The organism is Streptomyces sp. NPDC090499 (assembly GCF_044769305.1).
Lineage (GTDB): Bacteria > Actinomycetota > Actinomycetes > Streptomycetales > Streptomycetaceae > Streptomyces.
Genome location: NZ_JBIVXP010000002.1, coordinates 670,212 through 692,513, shown reverse-complemented (window position 1 = coordinate 692,513; position 22,302 = coordinate 670,212). Strand labels below are relative to the sequence as shown.

17 protein-coding genes are annotated in these 22,302 nt (G+C 69.8%); 13 read left to right on the top strand and 4 right to left on the bottom strand.

Going from position 1 to position 22,302, the window contains the following annotated elements; all coding sequences use genetic code 11:
- Nucleotides 1-46: 46 nt before the first annotated feature.
- The 10 genes from ngcE to ACIQVL_RS11465 all read left to right on the top strand — a co-directional run bounded on the left by ngcE (nucleotide 47) and on the right by ACIQVL_RS11465 (nucleotide 14,046).
- Nucleotides 47-1,522, top strand: coding sequence for an N-acetylglucosamine/diacetylchitobiose ABC transporter substrate-binding protein (gene ngcE, locus ACIQVL_RS11510; protein ID WP_403475150.1), 1,476 nt, complete (start codon nucleotides 47-49; stop codon nucleotides 1,520-1,522).
- A gap of 30 nt (nucleotides 1,523-1,552) precedes the next feature.
- Nucleotides 1,553-2,479 carry a carbohydrate ABC transporter permease gene (locus ACIQVL_RS11505; protein ID WP_403430426.1) on the top strand — a complete coding sequence of 309 codons (927 nt, stop codon included), beginning with the start codon at nucleotides 1,553-1,555 and terminating at the stop codon, nucleotides 2,477-2,479.
- Between the two features lie 4 nt (nucleotides 2,480-2,483).
- A complete protein-coding gene (locus ACIQVL_RS11500; RefSeq protein ID WP_403430425.1) occupies nucleotides 2,484-3,383 on the top strand; it encodes a carbohydrate ABC transporter permease in 900 nt (299 codons plus the stop codon).
- Between the two features lie 362 nt (nucleotides 3,384-3,745).
- Nucleotides 3,746-4,945, top strand: a complete 1,200-nt coding sequence (locus ACIQVL_RS11495; RefSeq protein WP_293993554.1) for an ROK family transcriptional regulator — start codon at nucleotides 3,746-3,748, stop codon at nucleotides 4,943-4,945.
- Nucleotides 4,946-5,079: 134 nt separating this feature from the next.
- Nucleotides 5,080-6,171, top strand: coding sequence for a sugar ABC transporter substrate-binding protein (locus tag ACIQVL_RS11490; RefSeq protein WP_403430423.1), 1,092 nt, complete (start codon nucleotides 5,080-5,082; stop codon nucleotides 6,169-6,171).
- Between the two features lie 325 nt (nucleotides 6,172-6,496).
- Nucleotides 6,497-7,288 (top strand): ATP-binding cassette domain-containing protein, encoded by a 792-nt coding sequence (locus tag ACIQVL_RS11485; RefSeq protein ID WP_362589023.1) that lies wholly within the window; start codon nucleotides 6,497-6,499, stop codon nucleotides 7,286-7,288.
- Entirely contained in the window at nucleotides 7,285-8,637 is a 1,353-nt protein-coding gene (locus tag ACIQVL_RS11480) for a sugar ABC transporter permease (protein ID WP_403430420.1), read from the top strand. Before ACIQVL_RS11485 ends, ACIQVL_RS11480 begins: the two co-directional genes overlap by 4 nt.
- Before the next feature lie 262 nt (nucleotides 8,638-8,899).
- Nucleotides 8,900-10,816, top strand: a complete 1,917-nt coding sequence (gene dxs / locus ACIQVL_RS11475; protein WP_403430418.1) for a 1-deoxy-D-xylulose-5-phosphate synthase — start codon at nucleotides 8,900-8,902, stop codon at nucleotides 10,814-10,816.
- Between the two features lie 212 nt (nucleotides 10,817-11,028).
- Nucleotides 11,029-12,525 carry an amino acid permease gene (locus ACIQVL_RS11470; protein WP_403430417.1) on the top strand — a complete coding sequence of 499 codons (1,497 nt, stop codon included), beginning with the start codon at nucleotides 11,029-11,031 and terminating at the stop codon, nucleotides 12,523-12,525.
- A gap of 72 nt (nucleotides 12,526-12,597) precedes the next feature.
- Entirely contained in the window at nucleotides 12,598-14,046 is a 1,449-nt protein-coding gene (locus ACIQVL_RS11465; protein ID WP_403430415.1) for an ArnT family glycosyltransferase, read from the top strand.
- Nucleotides 14,047-14,292: 246 nt separating this feature from the next.
- Here ACIQVL_RS11465 and ACIQVL_RS11460 read toward each other — a convergent pair whose 3' ends face one another.
- Complete coding sequence (locus tag ACIQVL_RS11460) at nucleotides 14,293-14,661, bottom strand: NTP pyrophosphohydrolase (RefSeq protein ID WP_403430413.1); 369 nt, start codon at nucleotides 14,659-14,661, stop codon at nucleotides 14,293-14,295.
- Nucleotides 14,662-14,725: 64 nt separating this feature from the next.
- On the opposite strand from ACIQVL_RS11460, the gene ACIQVL_RS11455 reads away from it, so the two are divergent.
- Together ACIQVL_RS11455 and ACIQVL_RS11450 are read left to right on the top strand one after the other, a co-directional pair.
- Nucleotides 14,726-15,742, top strand: a complete 1,017-nt coding sequence (locus ACIQVL_RS11455) for a hypothetical protein (RefSeq protein ID WP_403430411.1) — start codon at nucleotides 14,726-14,728, stop codon at nucleotides 15,740-15,742.
- A 7-nt stretch (nucleotides 15,743-15,749) separates the two neighbouring features.
- Complete coding sequence (locus ACIQVL_RS11450; protein ID WP_403430410.1) at nucleotides 15,750-16,139, top strand: hypothetical protein; 390 nt, start codon at nucleotides 15,750-15,752, stop codon at nucleotides 16,137-16,139.
- Nucleotides 16,140-16,224: 85 nt separating this feature from the next.
- Here the strand turns inward: ACIQVL_RS11450 and ACIQVL_RS11445 are convergent, their stop codons facing one another.
- The 3 genes from ACIQVL_RS11445 to ACIQVL_RS11435 form a co-directional block, all read right to left on the bottom strand.
- Nucleotides 16,225-18,354, bottom strand: a complete 2,130-nt coding sequence (locus ACIQVL_RS11445; protein WP_403430408.1) for a 3-hydroxyacyl-CoA dehydrogenase NAD-binding domain-containing protein — start codon at nucleotides 18,352-18,354, stop codon at nucleotides 16,225-16,227.
- Nucleotides 18,351-19,568: a thiolase family protein gene (locus tag ACIQVL_RS11440; RefSeq protein WP_403430406.1), complete on the bottom strand. Its 1,218-nt coding sequence runs from the start codon at nucleotides 19,566-19,568 to the stop codon at nucleotides 18,351-18,353. Before ACIQVL_RS11440 ends, ACIQVL_RS11445 begins: the two co-directional genes overlap by 4 nt.
- Nucleotides 19,569-19,947: 379 nt before the next feature.
- Nucleotides 19,948-20,913 (bottom strand): hypothetical protein, encoded by a 966-nt coding sequence (locus ACIQVL_RS11435; protein ID WP_403475149.1) that lies wholly within the window; start codon nucleotides 20,911-20,913, stop codon nucleotides 19,948-19,950.
- Between the two features lie 630 nt (nucleotides 20,914-21,543).
- On the opposite strand from ACIQVL_RS11435, the gene ACIQVL_RS11430 reads away from it, so the two are divergent.
- Nucleotides 21,544-22,269 carry a TetR family transcriptional regulator gene (locus tag ACIQVL_RS11430; protein WP_403475148.1) on the top strand — a complete coding sequence of 242 codons (726 nt, stop codon included), beginning with the start codon at nucleotides 21,544-21,546 and terminating at the stop codon, nucleotides 22,267-22,269.
- The last annotated feature ends 33 nt before the right edge of the window (nucleotides 22,270-22,302 follow it).

Below are 22,302 nucleotides of genomic sequence, written 5' to 3'. Positions count from 1 at the left end.
GGATCCGGTTCACCGCCTGAGTCCTGGAGAAGGCGAGGACTTGAGCATGGGATCCACTTCCGCAGCGAACCCCGGTTCCGATTCCGCAGCGACCCCCGGTTCCAAGGGTGTCGGCCGTCGCGACCTGATCAAGCGGTCCGCCGCGCTCGGCCTGATTTCGGTCCCCACCGTCGGATTCCTCTCCGCCTGTGCCAGCAGCGGTGGCGGCGGCCAGTCCAAGGACAAGGCCGGCAAGAAGACGGCCAAGAACCCGCTGGGCGTCAACGACACCGCGCAGATGGAATTCGTCCTCTTCGACGGCGGTTTCGGCAAGGAGTACGCCGAGGACGCGGTGAAGATCTACGAGAAGAACTTCCCGAAGGCCAAGGTCAAGTTCTCCGCCACCCAGAAGATCCAGTCCACCCTCCAGCCGCGCTTCAACCAGGGCACCCCGCCGGACCTCATCGACAACTCCGGCGCCGAGCAGATGGACATGGGCGTCCTCGTCGGCAAGAACCAGCTGGCCGACCTCACCCCGCTGCTCGACGCCCCGTCGTACGACGACCCGAACAAGAAGGTCCGCGACACGCTGCGCCCCGGGATCGTCGAGATGGGCCAGTTCGACGGCGACCCGGTCTGGATCATGTACTACGCCTACACGGTCTACGGCGTCTGGTACTCGCAGAAGGCCCTGGACTCGCTGGACGCGGAGTACCCGCAGACCTGGGACCAGATGATCGCCGTCTGCGAGAAGGCGAAGAAGAAGGGCATGGCCGGCTGGACCTACGCCGGCAAGTACCCCTACTACATCCCCTTCTCGCTCTACCCGATGATCGGCAAGGTCGGCGGTGTCGAGGTCCTGAACGCGATCGACAACCTGGAGCCCAACGCCTGGAAACACCCCGCCGTCAAGGCGTGTTTCGAGGCCTACTACGAGCTCTACAAGAAGGGCTACATCCTCAAGGGCACGCCCGGCCTCGACCACATCCAGTCGCAGACAGCCTGGGCGCAGGGCAAGGCCCTGTTCATCCCGAACGGCTCCTGGGTGGAGAACGAGTCGGCGAACGTCATCCCCTCCGACTTCAACCTCGCCGTCTCCGCGCCCACCGGCGTCGACAAGAACGACAAGATGCCGTTCGGCACCATCTGGGCCTCCGGCGGCGAGCCCTTCATCGTCCCGGCCAAGGCGGCGAACGCCCAGGGCGGCATGGAGCAGCTGCGCATCATGCTTAGCGAGGCGTCCTCGAAGAACTTCACGTCGAAGGTGAAGTCGCTGACCGCGTACAACGGGGGCACCGAGGGCATCACCCTCACCCCGGGCCTCACCTCCGGGGTCGCCGCCCTGAAGCTGGCCGGGACGAACGTGGTCAACCCGCGGATGCAGGACTGGTACGTGCAGCTCCAGAAGGAGAAGATCGGGGTGGCCGGTCTCGGCGAGATGATGGCCGGCCGCTCGACCCCGGCGGAGACCATCAAGAAGATCCAGGGCTTCGCCGACGAGGCCGCCAAGGACACCTCGATCAAGCACTACAAGCACCAGTAACCAGAAGACCCTCTCGGCACCGGAGTGGCGATGCAGCACGGCAAGTACCGGTTCATCGTGGGGTTTCTCGCGTTGCCCCTCGGACTGTACGCGCTCTTCGTGGTGTGGCCGTTCATCCAGTCCATCTACTACTCGTTCACGGACTGGACCGGCCTGAGCCCCGAATTCAAGATGGTCGGCCTGGACAATTACCGGAGGATGCTGCACGACGACGTCTTCTGGAAGTCCTTGCAGCACAGCTTGATGTTCGCGGTCGTGCTGCCGCTGGTGACGATCAGCCTGGCGCTGTTCTTCGCCTTCATGATCAATGTGGGCGGCCGGAGAAGGAGGGGCGGTCCGGTCATCTCCGGGGTCCGGGGCTCCTCCTTCTACAAGATCGTCTATTTCTTCCCGCAGGTGCTGTCGATCGCGATCGTCTCGCTGCTGTTCGCCTTCGCCTACAACCCCGACAGCGGCGCGATCAACTCACTGCTCCGCGGAATTGGTCTGGACAATATCCAGCCGCTCTGGCTGGGCGACCCGAGCCTCGCCCTGTGGTGTGTGATGGCCGTCCTGGTCTGGTCCACGGTCGGCTTCTTCGTGGTCCTCTTCTCGGCCGGCATGGCGTCCATTCCGATGGACCTCTACGAGGCGGCCCTGCTCGACGGCGCCGGCCGCGCCGCCACCTTCTTCCGCATCACGCTGCCGCTGCTGTGGGACACCGTGCAGTCCGGCTGGGTCTACATGGGCATCCTCGCGCTCGGCGCCGAGTCGTTCGCAGTCGTACAGATCATGACGACAGGACCGGGCGGGCCCGACTACTCGACGACCGTGATGGTCCTGTACGTGTACCAGAAGGCGTTCCGGGACGGTCAGGCCGCCTACGCCACCACCATCGGCGTCGCCCTGCTGGTCGTCACGCTCGCCTTCGCGGCGGTCGTGATGCGGCTGGGCCGTCGCGAGCGGCTGGAGTACTGAAGCGATGACGACGACCGAGACCGACGTCACTGTCACCGAGGCCGAGCCCCCCGCGCCGAAGCCGGCCCGGCACAAGCGCGAGGGCGGGGTCCTCAACGTCTTCTCCCACGGCGTCCTGGTCATCTGGGCGATCATGGTGGTCACGCCGCTGCTGTGGGCGGTGATGACGTCCTTCAAGGACGACCGGTCCATCTTCACCTCGCCCTGGGCGCTCCCGGACCGGCTCCACTTCGAGAACTGGGCGCGGGCCTGGACCGACGCCAACATGAGCGACTACTTCCTGAACACCGTCCTGGTGGTCGGCGGCTCGCTCATCGGCACCCTCGTCCTCGGCTCGATGGCCGCCTACGTCCTGGCCCGCTTCGACTTCCCGGGCAACCGCTTCATCTACTACCTCTTCATCGGCGGCATGAGCTTCCCGATCATGCTCGCGCTGGTCCCGCTGTTCTACGTGGTCAACAACCTGGGCCTGCTGAACACGATCCACGGCCTGATCCTGGTCTACATCGCGTACTCGCTGCCGTTCACGGTCTTCTTCCTCACGGCGTTCTTCCGCACGCTGCCCACCTCCGTGGCCGAGGCGGCCTTCGTCGACGGCGCCTCGCACACCCGGACGTTCTTCCAGATCATGCTGCCGATGGCGAAGCCCGGCCTGATCAGCGTCGGGATCTTCAACTTCCTCGGCCAGTGGAACCAGTACATGCTGCCGACGGTCCTCAACACCGACCCCGACAAACACGTCCTCACCCAGGGCCTGGTCCAGCTCGCCGTCAGCCAGGGCTACAAGGGCGATTGGTCCGGCCTCTTCGCCGGCCTGGTGATGGCGATGCTCCCGGTCCTTGCGGCCTACATCGTCTTCCAGCGCCAGGTGGTGGCGGGCCTGACGGCCGGCGCCCTGAAGTAACCCGAACGTTCGCAACCCGAAAGTGGGCGCCCTCGAATCGGGCGCCTGCGAACGCGCCCCAAAGGGGCGCGGGGCTGTGTTCAACATGCGGCTCCGCCGCGTGGGCGCGACCAGCCACGACGGCGCCGCACCCGCACTCCACGCGAGCCTTTCGACCTGCTGACCAGTGGCCTGGACATGTCCGTCGCATGTCCCGCAAGCGACCTCCGAACCGCCAACGATTTCTGTCAAGGACTTGACGCCGGTAACCCGTTCAGCAGAGCTTGGAGTTCATAACTTGTAAGTGACCCGGTCCCAGTGAGGTGACCTGGGTCACGTTGGCGGCACCGTGGCCGCCTCCGATGGCGGGAGTGGATGGGTCGATGGAGACTCCGGGGTCGCAGTCGTCGCTGCACCGAGCCAACCTGGAACGTGTCGTACGGGCCGTACGTCTGGCCGGATCGCTCACGCAGGCGGAGATCGCGCGCACGACCGGCCTGTCGGCCGCAACGGTCTCCAACATCGTGCGCGAGCTCAAGGACGGCGGAACCGTCGAGGTCACGCCCACGTCGGCGGGCGGCCGCAGGGCCCGCAGCGTGAGCCTGAGCGGTGACGCCGGCATCGTCATCGGCGTCGACTTCGGCCACACCCACCTGCGCGTCGCGATCGGGAACCTCGCCCACCAGGTGCTGGCCGAGGAGTCCGAGCCGCTCGACGTGGACGCGTCGTCCAGCCAGGGCTTCGACCGGGCGGAAGAGCTGGTCAACCGCCTGATCGCGGCGACCGGCGTGGACCGCTCGAAGATCGCCGGCGTGGGTGTCGGCGTCCCCGGCCCGATCGACGTCGAGTCCGGCACCCTCGGCTCCAGCGCCATCCTGCCCGGCTGGATCGGCGCGAGACCCGCCGAGGAGCTCCGGCTCCGCCTCGGCGTCCCCGTGCACGTCGACAACGACGCCAACCTCGGCGCCCTCGGCGAGCTGGTCTGGGGCAGCGGCAAGGGCGTCCGTGACCTCGCGTACATCAAGGTCGCGAGCGGTGTCGGCGCCGGTCTGGTGATCAACGGGAAGATCTACCGGGGTCCCGGCGGCACGGCCGGCGAAATAGGACATATTACACTCGACGAGTCCGGCCCGGTCTGCCGCTGCGGCAACCGCGGCTGCCTGGAGACCTTCGCGGCGGCCCGCTACGTGCTGCCGCTGCTCCAGCCCGGCCACGGCCCCGACCTGACCATGGAGGGCGTCGTACGGCTGGCCCGGGACGGCGACCCGGGCTGCCGTCGCGTGATCGGCGACGTCGGCCGCCACATCGGCAGCGGAGTGGCCAATCTCTGCAACCTGCTGAACCCGAGCCGGGTGGTCCTCGGCGGCGATCTCGCCGAGGCCGGAGAGCTGGTCCTGGGGCCCATCAGGGAGTCCGTGGGGCGCTACGCGATCCCCAGTGCCGCGCGTCAGCTCTCGGTGCTCCCTGGGGCCCTCGGCGGCCGCGCCGAGGTGCTCGGGGCGCTCGCTCTCGCGCTCAGCGAGATGGGCGACTCGACCCTTTTGGACGGTTCTGTACCCGCCGTTGCACCTGTCTTCACTTAGAGAACGCATGGCGCCGTTGCCATCTCGTTAAGTATTTACTTCTTGACGTCGAACTTGCGGCCGAGTTGACTTCGAGCCACCTCGGCCGCAGCGTTGCGGCCCTGTCAGGGAGGCACCCCCAAATGAACGCAACGATGCGTAGAGTCGTGATCGGCACCGCCGCGGTTTCCATGGCGCTGTCCGTCGCCGCCTGTGGCAAGGCCGGCGACGACAAGAAGAGCGACTCGAGCAGCAGCAGCTCCTCCGGTGGCAAGACCATCGGCCTGCTGCTCCCCGACAGCGTGACCGCGCGCTACGAGAAGTTCGACCACCCGTACTTCGAGGCGCAGGTCAAGTCGCTGTGTTCCGACTGCACGGTCGACTACGCGAACGCTGCCGGTGACGCCGCCAAGCAGGCCCAGCAGGTCAGCACCATGGTGACCAAGGGCGTCAAGGTCATCGTGATCTCGGCCCAGGACTCTGCGGCCATCAAGTCCTCCATCGACGCCGCCGTGGCCAAGGGTGTCAAGGTCGTCGCGTACGACCGCCTCGCGCAGGGCAAGGTCTCGGCCTACGTCTCCTTCGACAACGTCAAGGTCGGCGAGCTCCAGGGCCAGGCCCTGCTGGACGCCCTCGGCTCCAAGGCGACCACCAAGTCGAAGGTCGTCATGATCAACGGTGACGACGCCGACCCGAACGCCGCGCAGTTCAAGGCGGGTGCCCACAAGGCCCTGGACGGCAAGGTCGACATCGCCTACGAGCAGTCCGGCCTGTGGAAGGACACCGTCGCCGCGCAGAAGGTGAAGGCGGCCATCACGCAGCTCGGTGCCAAGAACATCGCGGGCGTCTACTCCGCCAACGACGGCATGGCCGGTGGTATCGCCACCACCCTCAAGGGCGCCGGCATCAGCGGCATCCCGCTGACCGGTCAGGACGCGGAGCTCGCGGGCATCCAGCGCATCGTCGCCGGCACCCAGTCCTCCACCGTCTACAAGGCGTTCAAGCCGGAGGCCGACGCCGCCGCCACGATCGCCGTGGACCTGCTGCAGGGCAAGAGCATCGACTCGCTCGCCACCAGCACGCAGACCAGCGGTTCCGGCGACAAGGTGCCCTCGCAGCTGCTGACCCCGGTGTCGGTCACCAAGGCCAACATCAAGGACACGGTGATCAAGGACGGTCTGTACACCGTCTCCGACATCTGCACCAGCGAGTTCGCGAAGGCCTGCAAGGCCGCCGGCCTCCAGTAGTCCCGCCCCGGAGCCGCCAGGCTCCGGTCGCCAGCGCCCGGGTGGTCGCAGTACGACACCCGGGCCCCGGCCGCCCGACGCGCAGGCCCTTCCGCAAGGTGCCCCGGCCGTCCGGCGGTCTCGCGAAACCCCTCCGACGCCCGCTCCGGCCTTCATACCCCGCTGCCGGAGCGGGCGTCGGACGGACCCGTTGCCAAGCGCAGCGGATTCGCGCATGTTCATCTTGTAAACCGCGTGCGCTCCCCGACGACAGTCCGGGGTACCGCACGACCCTCCGCGCCTGATCACCAAGCGCGGCATCCCCGCCGGTCAGGCGGCGAAGGAGATGGTTCACGTGTCCGCTACGCCCGTGCTGGCGTTGCGCGGAGTCTCCAAGCGATTCGGTGCGGTCCAGGCCCTCACCGAAGTCGAACTGGAGGTCCACGCCGGAGAAGTGGTCGCCCTGGTGGGCGACAACGGCGCAGGAAAGTCGACCCTGGTCAAGACGATCGCGGGTGTGCATCCCATCGATGAGGGCGTCATCGAGTGGGAGGGCAACTCCGTCAGCATCAACAAGCCGCACGACGCCCAGGGACTGGGTGTCGCGACGGTCTACCAGGACCTCGCGCTCTGCGACAACCTCGACGTGGTGGGGAACCTCTTCCTCGGCCGTGAGCTGCTGCACCGCGGCGTCATCGACGAGGTGACGATGGAGAAGCAGGCCCGCGAGCTGCTGAGCACGCTCTCCATCCGGATCCCGAGCGTGCGCATCCCGATCGCCAGCCTCTCCGGCGGTCAGCGTCAGGTCGTGGCCATCGCCCGCGCCCTGATCGGCGACCCCAAGGTCGTCATCCTCGACGAGCCCACCGCCGCCCTCGGTGTCGAGCAGACCGCGCAGGTCCTCGACCTGGTCGAGCGGCTGCGCGAGCGCAACCTCGCCGTCATTCTCATCAGCCACAACATGGCGGACGTCAAGGCGGTCGCGGACACCGTGGCCGTGCTGCGTCTGGGCAAGAACAACGGTTTCTTCCCCGTGAAGAGCACCAGCCAGGAAGAGATCATCGCCGCGATCACGGGTGCCACGGACAACGCCGTGACCCGTCGTTCCGAGCGACGCACCACGGAGGCGGCAAAGTGAGCGAGACGTCGAACAAGACCGTGCAGGGCGACGAGTCGCCCCAGCTCGACAAGACCGAGGCGGCCGCCGAGGCCCAGGCCACGGTCGCTCCCGCCGACGACCCCACGGCCGCGCCGGTCACCGTCGTCGACCCGCGGCTGCTGGTCCGTGAGGAGGGCTTCAAGGGCTACCTCACGGAGTTCAAGCGCCGGGTGAAGGGCGGCGAGCTGGGCTCGCTGCCGGTGGTGGTCGGCCTGATCATCATCTGGACGATCTTCCAGGTGAAGAACAGCCTGTTCCTCAGCGCGGACAACCTCTCCAACATCAGCTACTTCCTCGCGGCCACCGGCATGCTCGCCATCGGCCTGGTGTTCGTGCTGCTGCTGGGCGAGATCGACCTGTCCGTCGGCTCGGTGAGCGGTCTGGCCTCCACGGTGTTCGCCGTCCTGGCGGTCAACCACGGCATGAACCAGTGGCTGGCCCTGATCCTCACGATCATCACGGGCATCGGCATCGGCGCCCTGCACGGCTGGTTCTTCGCCAAGATCGGTGTACCCGCGTTCGTGGTCACCCTGGCCGGCTTCCTCGGCTGGAACGGTCTGATGCTGTGGCTGCTGGGCTCCAGCGGCACGATCAACATCCCGGCCGACAGCGGCCCGGTGAAGCTCCTCGGCCAGAGCTCCTTCTTCATGGACCAGGCCATCATCGGCGCCTACCTGCTGGCCGGCCTCGGTGTCGTCCTCTCGGCCCTGGGCCAGTTCAACGAGCAGCGCCGGCGCCGTGCGGCGGGCGTGCCGTTCCGGCCCACCAGCGAGATCCTGATCCGTGTCGCCCTGCTCGCGATCGCGTCCTTCGTGGCGGCGGCCGTGCTGAACAACGCGTCCGGTGTCTCCAACGCGCTGGTGATCTTCCTCGCGTCGCTGGTCGTCGTCGACTTCGTGCTGCGCCGCACCACGTACGGCCGCAAGGTCTTCGCGGTCGGCGGCGGCATCGAGGCCGCCCGCCGTGCCGGTATCAGCGTGCCGATGGTCCGGATCACCGTGTTCGCGATCTCCGGCGGCTTCGCGGCCATCGGCGGCATGTTCTTCGCCGGCCAGACCGCGAGCGCCACGCTGAACGCCGGTGGCGGCAACACGCTGATGCTCGCCATCGCGGCGGCCGTCATCGGTGGTACGTCGCTGTTCGGCGGCCGCGGTACCGTCTGGTCCGCGCTGCTGGGCATGCTGGTCATCCAGTCCATCCAGACCGGTCTCGACCTGCTGAACATGAACACCTCGATCCAGTACATGATCACCGGTGGTGTTCTGCTGGGTGCCGTTGTCATCGACTCGGTCTCCCGTAAGAGCCAGAAGGCGGCGGGGCGCGGCTGACGCCGAGCGCCGTAGGGATGCGGTGCGTCGGCGGCTGATCCGCCGTCGTGGCTGGTCGCGCAGTTCCCCGCGCCCCTGAGTAGGACCAGTGGCCCGGTGCCTGTCAGGTACCGGGCCACAGGTGTGTCTCAGGAACCCTTTCGATGGGTACGGCCGTTCGCGTGACGTATGACGTACAGCCCGGACGCAGCGCGCTCGGGCGGAACATTAGACTCGACGAGCCCGGCAACAGCTCGATCAGCTCTACTGCAAGGAGGCACGGGTGCCGCTGCTGACCCGTATCAGGGGACCGCGCGATCTGGACCGGCTCAGCCCCGAGGAGCTGGTCCAGCTGGCAGAGGAGATCCGGAGCTTCCTCGTGGAAGCGGTCTCCAAGACCGGCGGACACCTCGGTCCCAACCTGGGCGTGGTCGAGCTCACCATCGCCCTGCACCGCGTCTTCGACTCCCCGAAGGACAAGGTGCTCTGGGACACCGGCCACCAGTCCTACGTGCACAAACTGCTGACCGGCCGGCAGGACTTCTCGAAGCTGAAGCAGAAGGGCGGCCTGTCCGGCTACCCCTCGCAGGCCGAGTCCGAGCACGACGTCATCGAGAACAGCCACGCCTCCACGGTGCTCGGCTGGGCCGACGGCATCGCCAAGGGCAACCAGCTGCTCGAACGCGACGCCCACGTCGTCGCCGTGATCGGTGACGGCGCCCTGACCGGCGGTATGGCCTGGGAGGCGCTGAACAACATCGCCGACGCCAAGGACCGCCCGCTGGTCATCGTCGTCAACGACAACGAGCGGTCGTACGCCCCCACCATCGGCGGTCTCGCCAACCACCTGGCGACCCTGCGCACGACGGACGGGTACGAGCGGTTCCTGGCCCGCGGCAAGGACCTGCTGGAGCGCACGCCGGTCGTCGGCAGGCCGCTCTACGACACCCTGCACGGCGCCAAGAAGGGGCTGAAGGACTTCATCGCCCCGCAGGGCATGTTCGAGGACCTCGGCCTGAAGTACGTCGGCCCGATCGACGGCCACGACATGGAGGCCCTGGAGTCGGCCCTCGCGCGGGCCAAACGGTTCGGCGGCCCGGTGATCGTGCACTGCCTCACCGAGAAGGGCCGCGGCTACCAGCCCGCCCTCCAGGACGAGGCCGACCGCTTCCACGGCATCGGCCCCATCCACCCCGACACCGGCCTGCCGGTCAAGGCCTCCGGCGCCGACTGGACCTCGGTCTTCGGCGACGAGATGGTCGAGCTCGGCAAGGAGCGCAGGGACATCGTCGCCATCACGGCGGCCATGCTCCAGCCCGTCGGCCTGAAGAAGTTCGCGGACACCTTCCCGGACCGCATCTACGACGTCGGCATCGCCGAGCAGCACGGCGCCGTCTCCGCGGCGGGCCTCGCCACGGCCGGCCTGCACCCCGTCTTCGCCGTGTACGCCACCTTCCTCAACCGTGCCTTCGACCAGGTGCTGATGGACGTGGCCCTGCACAGGTGCGGGGTGACCTTCGTCCTGGACCGGGCCGGCGTCACCGGCACCGACGGCGCCTCCCACAACGGCATGTGGGACATGTCGATCCTCCAGGTCGTCCCCGGCCTCAGGCTCGCCGCCCCGCGCGACGCCGACCAGGTCCGCGCCCAGCTCCGCGAGGCCGTCCAGGTCGACGACGCCCCGACGGTCGTCCGCTTCTCCAAGGGCGCGGTCGGCCCCGCCGTCGCCGCCGTCGGCAGGGTCGGCGGCATGGACGTGCTGCGCGAGCCGGGCACCGACACCCCCGACGTGCTCCTGGTCTCCGTGGGCGCTCTCGCCCCCATGTGCCTGGAGATCGCCGGCCTCCTCGACAAGCAGGGCATCTCGACGACCGTGGTCGACCCGCGCTGGGTCAAGCCGGTCGACGAGGCGATGGCCCCGCTGGCCGAGCGCCACCGGGTGGTCGTCACGGTCGAGGACAACAGCCGCGTCGGCGGTGTCGGCTCCACCGTCGCCCAGGCCCTGCGCGACGCGGGCGTCGACGTACCGCTGCGCGACTTCGGCATCCCCCCGCGCTTCCTCGACCACGCGTCGAGGGCCGAGGTGATGGCGGAGATCGGCCTCACGGCCCCCGACATCGCCCGCCAGGTCACCGGCCTGGTCGCGAAGCTGGACGGCCAGCCGGCGGACGTCAGCTCCGTCGAGCCTGCGAGGGACTGAGGTGGCAGCGCCCCTTTAGGGGCGCGGGGAACTGCGCGACCAGCCCCATCCGGCCCGCACCCCCAACACATCCCAAACCACCCCAATGGGTCGGTCCCGCTCACCCTCCGGTGGCGAGACCGACCCATCTGCGTGAACCTGCCCTTGCCGGGGCATACGCACCCCCGGCCCTCTCGATCATGTCGAGGACGACAAACGTGGGAGGTAGGCACGTGAGCAGTACCCTCTTCAGGACCAAGAACGTCGAACAGTCCCTCAAGGACACCGAGGAACCGGAGCACGCACTCAGGAAGTCGCTCTCGGCCCTGGACCTCACGGTCTTCGGCGTGGGTGTCATCATCGGCACCGGCATCTTCGTCCTGACCGGCACAGCCGCCAAGAACACCGCAGGGCCCGCGGTGGCCCTGTCCTTCGTCGTGGCCGGCGTCGTCTGCGGCCTCGCCGCACTCTGCTACGCCGAGTTCGCCTCCACCGTCCCGGTGGCCGGTTCGGCGTACACCTTCTCGTACGCCTCCCTCGGCGAGTTCCCCGCGTGGATCATCGGCTGGGACCTGGTCCTGGAACTGGCACTGGGCACGGCGGTGGTCGCCGTCGGCTGGTCGGGGTACATCCACTCGCTGCTCGACAACGCCGGCTGGCACCTGCCCGAGTACCTCAGCGGCCGCGACGGCGCCCACGGCTTCGGCTTCGACATCCTCGCCGCCGTCCTGGTCCTCGCGCTCACCGCGATCCTCGTCGTCGGCATGAAGCTCTCCGCCCGGGTCACGTCGGTCGTCGTCGCCATCAAGGTGGCCGTCGTCCTGGTCGTCATCATCGCCGGCGCCTTCTTCATCCACAGCGGCAACTACAGCCCCTTCGTCCCGCCGAAGGAGGCCGTGCCGGCGGGCGGCAACCTGAAGGCCCCGCTGATCCAGCTCATGTTCGGCTGGGCGCCCTCCAACTTCGGCGTGATGGGCATCTTCACCGCCGCCTCCGTCGTCTTCTTCGCCTTCATCGGCTTCGACGTCGTCGCCACCGCCGCCGAGGAGACCCGCAACCCCCAGCGCGACGTACCGCGCGGCATCATCGGCTCCCTCATCATCTGCACCACCCTCTACGTCGCCGTGGCCATCGTCGTGACCGGCATGCAGAAGTACAGCGAGCTGTCCGTGGACGCCCCGCTCGCCGACGCCTTCAAGGCCACCGGGCACCCCTGGTTCGCCGGCCTGATCAGCTTCGGCGCCGCCGTCGGCCTGACCACCGTCTGCATGATCCTGCTGCTCGGCCAGTCCCGGGTGTTCTTCGCGATGAGCCGGGACGGCCTGCTGCCCCGCTTCTTCTCGCACACCCACCCGAGGTTCCGCACCCCGTACCGGCCGACCATCCTGCTCGGCGTCGTCATCGCGATCGTCGCCGGCTTCACCAGTCTCAGCGAACTCGCCGAACTCGTGAACATCGGTACGCTCTTCGCCTTCATCGTCGTCGCGATCAGCGTGATCATCCTGCGCAACACCCGGCCGGACCTGGAGCGGTCCTTCCGCACCCCCTGGGTCCCGGTGCTGCCCGTCGTGTCCGTGCTGGCCTCGCTGTGGCTGATGCTCAACCTGCCTGCCGAGACCTGGCTGCGGTTCGCCGTCTGGATGGTCATCGGCTTCGTCGTCTACTTCCTCTACGGCCGCACGCACAGCCGCCTCGCCCAGGCCGAACGGGCCCCCGCCGACGCTCCGTGACCGGCAGTCTCGCCACTCCGGCCCCGTATGTCCCGTCCTGATGGGACTGCGGGGCCGGATAGCGTGCTCCCCATGCTTCTCGCGCCCCACGCCCCACCACGGTCCGTAGTCGCAGGGAAGGGGTACTGGACGCGGCTGCTGCCCCTGCTCGCCGTCCTGGCCTGCGCGACCCGGGTGCCGTCCTTCCTCCGGCCGCTCTGGAACCCGGACGAGGGCTATCTCGCCGTCCAGGCACGCCTGCTGGCGCGCGGCGGGCAGCTCTACGAGACGGTCGTGGACCGCAAGCCGCCGCTGCTGCCGTGGCTGTACGAGGGGACGTTCGCGGTCTTCGGCTCCGGGTCGCTCACCCCGGTCCGGGTCCTCGCCGTACTGGCCCAGCTGGCCACCGCGGCCCTGCTCGCGTCCTTCGCCCGGCGGCGCTGGGGCGACCGCGCGGGCCGCACCGCCGGGGCGCTCTACCTGCTGGTCTCCGTCGGGCTCAACCCCGAGGACGCGCAGGCGGCCACCTTCGAGGTGTTCATGCTGCCCTGCACGGCCGCCGCGATGTGGTGCGCCGACCGCCGCCGCTGGGCCGCGGCCGGCGCCGCCGTCGCCTGCGCCTTCCTCACCAAGCAGACCGGCGGGGCCGTCCTGCTGCCGGTGCTCTACCTCCTCAACCGGTACGGCGGCCCGCGCGCCGGCCTGCTCCGGCTGGCGGCCGGCGCCGCGCTGCCCGTCCTTGCCGCGGCCCTGGCCACCGACCCGGCCGGTTTCGCCTTCTGGACGGTCACCGGCTCCGGCGCCTACGCCTCCTTCACCGGCTCCGAACTCCACGTGCTGGCACGGGCGCTGACCAACACCGCGATCCTCGGCACGGCCTCGGCCGGTCTGCTCCCGCCCATCGCGCGGGCCCTGCGCATCGCCCGCACCGGTGCCGCCGACCTGTGGCTGTGGCTGGCCGCGTCGGCCGCCGCCGTCACCCTCGGCTTCCACTTCTTCGGCCACTACTTCCTGCAACTCACCCCGCCCCTGGCCCTGTTGGCCACGGCCGCGCTGCAGATCCTGCCAAGGGAACGGACCTCGGCCGCGGTCCTCGCCTCGGCCTGCGCCTGCACCCTCTTCCTGACCTGGGGCGTCCTGGCCCCCCGCCCCGAACTCGCGCACGCGCAGCGGCTGGCGCTCACCCTCGACCGCCGTACCGCCCCCGGCGACCGGGTCCTGGTCTGGGGCATACACCCGGAGACGTACTGGCTCGCCGACCGCACCCCCGCCACCCGCTACCTCACCGCTGGCCTCCTCACCAACTTCAGCGGCGGCCGGGACGGCCCGCAGGTCGGCGAGAAGTACGCCGTCGCGGGTACCTGGCCCGTCTTCCGCGCGGAACTGGCCGACCGGGCACCGGCTCTGGTCATCGACGACTCCCGCGGCAAGCCCTACGGCCCCGACCGCGTCCCGAGCCTGCGCAGGCTGCTCGCGGCCGGCTACGAGCACGCGGGCGAGGTGGACGGGGCGGTGCTGTACGTGAGGGCGCCGGGGGGATAAGCGCCCTGAAGGGGTGCGAGGCTGTATTCATTTGCGGCTCCGCCGCGCGGGCGCGACCAGCCACGACGGCGCCGCAGTCGACAGCCGTCCTGTCGCGGTGCTGAAGGCAGGGCGCCGGGGGAACAGGCGGTCGCGGCAGCGCCCCGTAAGGGGCGCTGGGGGTACCCCCGGCCGAAGGCTGGGGGAGGAACTGCGCGACCAGCCCCCACCGGCCCGCAGCGAACGAACCGCCCAACCAGCGGAGCGCTACCGCAGCGCGCTCGGCCCGATCACCTCGGCGCCCAACTCGGTCACCCGGCTCCGCAGTTCCCGGTCGGCGGTGACGACGAGCCGGGGCCGGCCGGGGTCCTCGGCGGCCAGCTCCACGATCCGGTCGTCGCCGCTGCCGGGCGCCGACTCCACCCGTACGCCGGGCACCGACGCCACCCCGCGGGCCGCGCCCTCGACGACGAGCACCAGCTCCACCGGCGTCGGGCGGCCGGGCAGCCCCTGCTCGGCGAGCCGGTCGCGGAGCCGTTCGGCGGCTCCCTTGCGGTCCCGCCACCAGCCGTCCGGCCGCGACCCGACGACGTTCGCGCCGTCGACGATCACCAGCAGGGGAGTTCTGTCTTCCATGCTCCAAGCCTCGCACGCCCGGGGCCGCCCCACTGCTGCGAACGGCCCCGCTTAGAGTGAAGCGGTGAACGGCGACTGGCTCCTCCGCGGCCGTGACGGCCGGCTCAGTGTCTATCTGCCGTCCGGTGACGCCGTGCTGGGCCGGGCGGAACGCGGACCCGGCGCGCCCTGGGGCACGCCCCGCAGAATCGGCGGCGAGCAGCGGCTGCATCCCGGCTTCGCGGTGGGACAGGGCGTCGACGGGTACGCCCATCTGGTGGCCTGGCGGCCCACCGTGAAGGGCGAGTCGGGGCTCGTCCACTCCACCCACTTCCGGCCGCATCTGGCCGCCCTGGACTGGCAGTCGATCGGTCACCCGGGCAGGAAGGGGGAGGTGACCGGAGCCCCGGCCGTCGCCGTGGACGCGGCGGGCCGCGCTCATGTCTTCGTCCGCAACCAGGGGCGCGGGCTGAGCATGGTCGCCCAGAAGGAGAAGGGCGGCTGGGAGCCCTGGCGGGACCTGAAGGGACGGCTGGTCGAGGACGGGCTCGCCGCGGTGACCGGCGAGTCCGGGCGCGTGGAGGTGTACGCGGCCGTGCCCGGCGGGATCGTGTGCTGGCGTCAGGAGGAGGCCGGCAAGCCGCCCGTGCAGCTGGAGGCACTGGAGGCCCCGGTCCGGCCGGGCACCCTCACCGCCCTCGCGACCTCGGCCGAGAGCACGACCCTCTACTACACCGACGAGTCCGGCGACCTGTGCGCCTGGCGTCCGGGCGGCAAGCCGTACGCCCTGCTGCCCTCCGCCGGGCCCGGCCCGGTCGCCGCGGTCCGGTGCGAACTCGACGGGTACGACTGCACCCTGCTCGCCCAGCGCTCGGCGAGCGGCCGGGTGGCCTTCGCCGCCTATCCGTCCCAGGACGAGCGGGCCGGCGCCTGGTGGACCGAGTCGGGACCGCAGCTCCCGGCCGACGCCCTGGTCGCCCTGACCACGGACGCGCAGGGCCGGGTGACCGCGGCGAGCCAGTCCCCGTCCACCGACCGGCTCCTCCTCACCCGCCGCAAGGAGGAGCCCGGACTGGCCCTCGAAGCCTGGCGGGAGGTGTGAGTGCGCCATGATGACCACCGTGGACAACCAGACACTCATCGACGCGTGGCGGCGTCTGCTCACCGGCTCGGGCAAGTCATGGGTGCTGTTCGAGCACGGCACCTGCGTGGTACTCGAACACCCCACCGGTGACCTCGCCGGGCACGCCGTCGGCATTCTCCGAGAGTTCGGCCCCATGAATGTCGGCACGGCGGCGGGTGACTTCCGGGTGCTCGAACTCAACCAGGGCGAGGGCTGGTTGGTGACGAGCCACCATCCGGACGTCATCACCTTCGTGCCGCGCGACGATCCCGAGGATGCCTCCCACCTGGCCGTCGGCATCCTGGGCCGCTCCCGCCGCGACCGTGACGGCACCGAACTGGGAGTCGTCCACGTGGAGGCGGCGCCGCCCTCCTGAAGCGGGTGCGGCCGGTGCGTCCTCCGGCACGCCGATGCCCGGCGCACCAGTCGGTGTGCCGGGCATCGTGTCCGTACGGATGCGGTTACGCCGGGACGCTCGCCACGCCCGGGGCCAGGAACTTCTTGCCGTTCACGCGCTCCGAGACACCTTCGCGGTCCAGGTACGGCGTGATGCCGCCCAGGTGGAAGGGCCAGCCGGCGCCCGTGATCAGGCAGAGGTCGATGTCCTGCGCCTCGGCGACGACACCCTCGTCGAGCATCAGCCCGATCTCCTGGGCGACGGCGTCCAGGACGCGGTCACGGACCTGCTCCTCGGAGAGGACCGAGTCACCCTGCTCGAGCAGCGCGGCGACCTCGGGGTCCAGCTCCGGCTTCCCGCTGTCGTAGACGTAGAACCCGCGCTTGCCCGCCTTGACGACGGCCGCGAGGTTCGGGGAGACCGTGAAGCGGTCCGGGAAGGCCCGGTTGAGGGTCTCCGAGACGTGCAGGCCGATGGCGGGACCGACCAGCTCCAGGAGGACGAGGGGAGACATCGGCAGGCCCAGGGGCTCCACCGCCTTCTCCGCGACCTCGACCGGGGTGCCCTCGTCGATGACGTTCTGGATCTCGCCCATGAAGCGGGTGAGGATGCGGTTGACGACGAACGCCGGGGCGTCCTTGACCAGCACCGCGGTCTTCTTCAGCTTCTTGGCGACGGCGAAGGCCGTGGCCAGCGACGCGTCGTCGGTCTGCTCGCCGCGCACGATCTCCAGGAGCGGGAGGATCGCGACCGGGTTGAAGAAGTGGAAGCCCACGACCCGCTCGGGGTTCTTGAGCTTCGACGCCATCTCCGTCACCGAGAGGGAGGAGGTGTTGGTGGCGAGGATCGCGTGCGCCGGGGCGACCGCCTCGACCTCCGCGAACACCTGCTGCTTGACGCCGATCTCCTCGAACACGGCCTCGATGACGAAGTCCGCGTCGGAGAAGCCCTCGGCCTTGTCCAGCACGCCGGTGACCAGGGCCTTGAGGCGGTTGGCCTTGTCCTGGTTGATGCGGCCCTTGCCGAGCAGTTTCTCGATCTCGGCGTGGACGTAGCCCACACCCTTGTCGACGCGCTCCTGGTCGATGTCGGTCAGCACGACCGGCACCTCAAGGCGGCGCAGGAAGAGCAGCGCGAGCTGGGAGGCCATCAGGCCCGCGCCCACGACGCCCACCTTGGTGACCGGACGCGCCAGGTTCTTGTCCGGGGCACCGGCGGGCCGCTTGCCGCGCTTCTGCACCAGGTTGAACGCGTAGATGCCGGCGCGCAGTTCGCCGCCCATGATCAGGTCGGCGAGCGCCAGGTCCTCGGCGTCGTAGCCCTGCTGGAGGTCGCCGTTCTTGGCGGCGGCGATGATGTCCAGGGCGCGGTAGGCGGCCGGGGCCGCGCCGTGCACCTTGGAGTCGGCGATGAAGCGGCCGCGCGCGACGGCCTGGTCCCAGGCCTCGCCGCGGTCGATCACCGGACGCTCGACCTCGATGTCGCCCTTCAGCACCTGGGCGGTCCAGATCAGCGACTGCTCCAGGAAGTCAGCGCCCTCGAAGAGGGCGTCGGCGATGCCGAGGTCGAAGACCTGCTCGCCCTTGAGCTGCTTGTTCTGGTTGAGGCTGTTCTCGATGATGACCGAGACGGCCTTGTCGGCGCCGATCAGGTTCGGCAGGAGGGCACAGCCGCCCCAGCCCGGGACCAGACCGAGGAAGACCTCGGGCAGGGAGAACGCCGGGATGGCCTTCGAGACGGTCCGGTACTTGCAGTGCAGACCGACCTCGACGCCACCGCCCATGGCGGCACCGTTGTAGTACGCGAAGGTCGGCACGGCGAGGCCCGCGAGGCGCTTGAAGACCTCGTGGCCGCCCTTGCCGATGGCGAGCGCGTCCTCGTGGTTCTTGAGCAGCTCGACACCCTTGAGGTCGGCGCCGACCGCGAAGATGAACGGCTTGCCGGTGATGCCGACACCGACGATGGTGCCCTCGGCCGCCTCCTTCTCGACCTGGTCGACGGCGGTGTCGAGGTTCGCCAGCGAGGCCGGGCCGAAGGTGGTCGGCTTGGTGTGGTCGAGGCCGTTGTCGAGGGTGATGAGCGCGAAGCGCCCGGCCCCGAACGGCAGGTCGAAGTGGCGTACGTGCGCCGACGTCACGACCTCGTCGGGGAACAGGTCCGAGGCCTGCTTCAGAAGCTCGGTGGTGGTGCTCACTTGTCCCCCTCGAAGTGCGGGTTCTCCCAGATGACCGTCGCGCCCATGCCGAAGCCGACGCACATGGTGTTCAGGCCGTAGCGGACGTTCGGGTGCTCCTCGAACTGGCGGGCCAGCTGCGTCATCAGACGCACACCCGAGGAGGCCAGCGGGTGACCGAAGGCGATCGCGCCGCCGTACTGGTTGACGCGCTCGTCGTCGTCGGCGATGCCGTAGTGCTCCAGGAAGGCCAGCACCTGCACGGCGAAGGCCTCGTTGATCTCGAACAGACCGATGTCGGAGATCGACAGACCCGCCTGGGCGAGCGCCTTCTCCGTGGCCGGGATCGGGCCGTAGCCCATCACCTCGGGCTCGACACCCGCGAAGGCGTACGACACGAGGCGCATCTTCACCGGCAGGTTGTTCTCGCGGGCGAAGTCCTCGCTGGCGATGATCGAGGCGGTGGCGCCGTCGTTCAGACCGGCGGCGTTGCCGGCGGTGACCCGCCCGTGCACGCGGAACGGCGTCTTCAGACCGGAGAGGTTCTCCAGCGTGGTGCCCGGCCGCATCGGCTCGTCGGCGGTGACGAGGCCCCAACCGGTCTCGCCCCCCTCCGGGTTGGTCCGGCGCACCGAGATCGGCACCAGGTCGGCCTGGATCTTGCCGTCGGCGTACGCCTTGGCGGCCTTCTCCTGCGAGCGCACCGCGTACTCGTCCGCGCGCTGCTTGGTGATCGTCGGGTAGCGGTCGTGCAGGTTCTCCGCGGTCATGCCCATGAACAGCGCCGACTCGTCGACCAGCTTCTCGCTGACGAACCGCGGGTTCGGGTCCACGCCCTCGCCCATCGGGTGGCGGCCCATGTGCTCGACACCGCCCGCGATGGCGACGTCGTACGCGCCGAAGGCGACGGAACCGGCGACCGTGGTGACGGCGGTCAGGGCGCCGGCGCACATGCGGTCGATGGAGTAGCCGGGCACGGAGGTCGGCAGGCCCGCGAGAATGCCCGCGGTACGGCCGATGGTCAGACCCTGGTCACCGATCTGCGTGGTCGCGGCGACGGCGACCTCGTCGATCTTCTTGGTGTCGAGACCGGGGTTGCGGCGCAGCAGCTCCCGGATCGCCTTCACGACGAGGTCGTCGGCACGGGTCTCGTGGTAGATGCCCTTCGGGCCCGCCTTGCCGAACGGGGTACGGACGCCGTCGACGAAGACGACATCCCTGACGGTACGAGGCACGATTGGCTCTCCTCCAGGGTGCGGGATGGCACTGCTGCGATGCGCTGAGCGCGCGCTCAGGCCCCATGCTACTTATGAGTAACGTGACTGCCCAGTCCTGGCGGGGGGAGCGGCGAAGGTCACATGGAAGAGTGCCCCGACGGGAGGCGCCCCTTCAGGGGCGTTGGGGGCACCCCCGGCCGAAGGCTGGGGGAGGAACTGCGCGAGCAACCCGCCACGAGCCGTGGCCCTGCCACGGCGGTCACCGAGACGGCGCGAGGCGACGCCGGGTCCGCGGTGTGCGTGCCCAGCTCGAAGATACGGGCGTTGCCCGTCAACAGCGGGCGGGTATGGGCGGGCCGGGACCGGTGCGCGGGTGACGTGAGCACGGGGGCTCCTCTCAGGTGGTGGTGTGGGCATCGGGACGGCCGCCGGGCCATGAAGGGTCGTCGGTCCGTGCCATGACGGGCGCGGCGAGTGCGTGGACCAGCAGCGGCCCGCGGCCGGCTGTGTCGTCGTGGGCGAGCCGGACGGTGGCCGGGCCGCAGACCACGCCGAGCGCGTCGAGCACCCGGACCGTGTAGCGCACGAGGGCCTGCGGCGACGGTCCGTTCGGCGCGCGCGGTCCGGCGGGGGTGTCCGCCCGCAGCCCGGTGACGACGTGCTCGGGCCGTCCGTCCGGTCCGGGGCGGGTGAGGGTGCCGACCGTGTACCGGCGGCGACCGGGCAGCTCGGTCAGCACCAGGTGCGGGCTGCCGGAGTACCGGGCGGCCGCGTGCCACAGGGCGGGCCAGGCCGTGTTGATCCCGCCCGCGTCCGCGCATTCCACCGCGTCGACCGGGGTTCCGGCGGCTGCCGGGGCGAGCAGATAGCCGGCCGCGGGGTACGACCGCGCCCAGGCCGCGGCCTCGGCCCGGCACGCGGTGCGGATGCCCCGCGGCGCCGGGATCCCCAGCCTGGCCAGCCGGGCCGCCTGGGCGCCGCGGTCGTATCTCAGCGGCGAGGACGCCGGATCGGCTCCGGGCAGGCCGAGCTGCCAGGCGATCCGCTCGGCCAGTTCGATGCCCCCGGTTCCGCTCGCGACGACGGCCGACACCCCGAGCGCCCGCAGCGCCTTCACCGTCTGCCGCAGCCCCCGGTGCACGACCGTGCCGCCGTATCCGGCGGGCGGCGCCGCGTTCCGGTACGCCGGCGGGCGCAGCCGGTGCTCCGGAAGGACGGCCACGGTCCGCCAGCCGTGCCGGGCGAAGGCCCGCGGATACGGTTTCCCGCCCTTCTCGTAGGGGGCGACCACCGCCACCACGGTCCCGGTGGCGGGATCGGCCCGTGGCACGGCCGCGGTGGCGGAGGAGGGGACGGTGGGCATGGCGGTGGACTCCCGGGCGGGTGTGGGCGGGGGCAGGGGCGGGGCCGCGGTTCGGCTCGCCGCCCGGCCGGTGAAAGTGTCTGAAAGGGCACTGCCGTACCGCGTCCGGCCGACTGCCCCGGCCCTGTGGCACCGGGCCTGTTTGGACCAAGTGGTCTCTTCTGCGCTGCTTCCCCCTTGTGCCGGCGGAACAGTGCGTCGGTTCCCCCAACCACCGGGAAATCTACCGGGTGTGGGAGGCCGTCGGCCGGGCCGGGTGACCGGCCGAGCGCCCACGGCAGTCAACGACCACTGCCCAAAGAGGAGTAATGTTCGTATTGCCGTCATGGCCTCTCGGCTAGAAGGGACCACTCGGTCTGTTCTGGCTTCCCCAGTCTGGAACCCGGGCCTGGTGACGTCAAGCAACTGGCGGCCGCAGGCGGTGTCCACCGCTCCGCGACAGGGCGCGGTGCGGTCTCCGGTGCGGTCTCTTTCGGTCCCGGGAACCCCTCTCCCGGCCCGGTCCGCGGGGTAGTATCGGGACGCTGATCAGCGCGTACGCGAAGGGGCGTCCCGAAATGCGTGCGCAGCTTTCCCGGACAAAGCCCGTTCGGTCATGAACCCGTCGATGGGCCTCGAAGGCGAGATCGAATGAGCAACCCGCGCAGGCCGCGACGTCAGCAGCAACGCGCCATCGACACCAGGCAGCGAATCCTCGACACCGCCGGCGCGCTTTTCGTGGAGGACAGCTACGAAGGCACCTCGGTCGGCGATCTCATCGTCGCCGCGCGGACCAGCAAAGGGGCCTTCTACCGGCATTTCCCGGGCGGAAAGATCGAAGTGGCGACGGCCATCATGCACGACACGCTGACCATGGACGGCCTGCGGGAACAGCGGATCATGCTCCAGGAAGTGGTCGACATCGGAATGATCCTGGCCTACCGGATCTCCCGTGAGAACGCCCTGCAGGCCGCTTTGAAACTGTCGTTCCACAGCAATGCGCCGGAGACCTACGGAACTCCGTGGCCGGACTGGATCGCATTCAATACGGGACAGCTCGCGGAAGCCCGGCGACGCGGTGAGCTGAAAGCATTCGTCGACGTCGAGGAGCAGGCCTGTCAAATCGCGGGGAACTGGGCCGGAGTGGTGCTCATCTCGAACACCCTCGACCGGCACATGCGGAATGTCGAGATGCGGATTTCCCGCATGTACCGCAATCTGGTGACCGCGATCGCGGTTCCGGACCTGCTGCCCGAGATCGACTTCTCCGTGCACCGGGGCAGGAACCTCTACACCGAGTTCCTCGAAGGCCCGGCCGGTGCGGCGGATCCGGAACCACCGCAGGGCGAACCGTCCGAGGAGCCCGGGGGAGAGTGAGCGGCGGAGCGGCCGCCGACGCGGGACGCCGGC

Bases quoted from the DNA above. Each gene is read 5' to 3' on its own strand.
- ngcE (WP_403475150.1), top strand. From the start codon at position 47: ATGGGATCCACTTCCGCAGCGAACCCCGGTTCCGATTCCGCAGCGACC.
- ACIQVL_RS11505 (WP_403430426.1), top strand. From the start codon at position 1,553: ATGCAGCACGGCAAGTACCGGTTCATCGTGGGGTTTCTCGCGTTGCCC.
- ACIQVL_RS11500 (WP_403430425.1), top strand. From the start codon at position 2,484: ATGACGACGACCGAGACCGACGTCACTGTCACCGAGGCCGAGCCCCCC.
- ACIQVL_RS11495 (WP_293993554.1), top strand. From the start codon at position 3,746: ATGGAGACTCCGGGGTCGCAGTCGTCGCTGCACCGAGCCAACCTGGAA.
- ACIQVL_RS11490 (WP_403430423.1), top strand. From the start codon at position 5,080: ATGCGTAGAGTCGTGATCGGCACCGCCGCGGTTTCCATGGCGCTGTCC.
- ACIQVL_RS11485 (WP_362589023.1), top strand. From the start codon at position 6,497: ATGGTTCACGTGTCCGCTACGCCCGTGCTGGCGTTGCGCGGAGTCTCC.
- ACIQVL_RS11465 (WP_403430415.1), top strand. From the start codon at position 12,598: ATGCTTCTCGCGCCCCACGCCCCACCACGGTCCGTAGTCGCAGGGAAG.
- ACIQVL_RS11460 (WP_403430413.1), bottom strand. From the start codon at position 14,661: ATGGAAGACAGAACTCCCCTGCTGGTGATCGTCGACGGCGCGAACGTC.
- ACIQVL_RS11450 (WP_403430410.1), top strand. From the start codon at position 15,750: ATGATGACCACCGTGGACAACCAGACACTCATCGACGCGTGGCGGCGT.
- ACIQVL_RS11435 (WP_403475149.1), bottom strand. From the start codon at position 20,913: ATGCCCACCGTCCCCTCCTCCGCCACCGCGGCCGTGCCACGGGCCGAT.
- ACIQVL_RS11430 (WP_403475148.1), top strand. From the start codon at position 21,544: ATGAGCAACCCGCGCAGGCCGCGACGTCAGCAGCAACGCGCCATCGAC.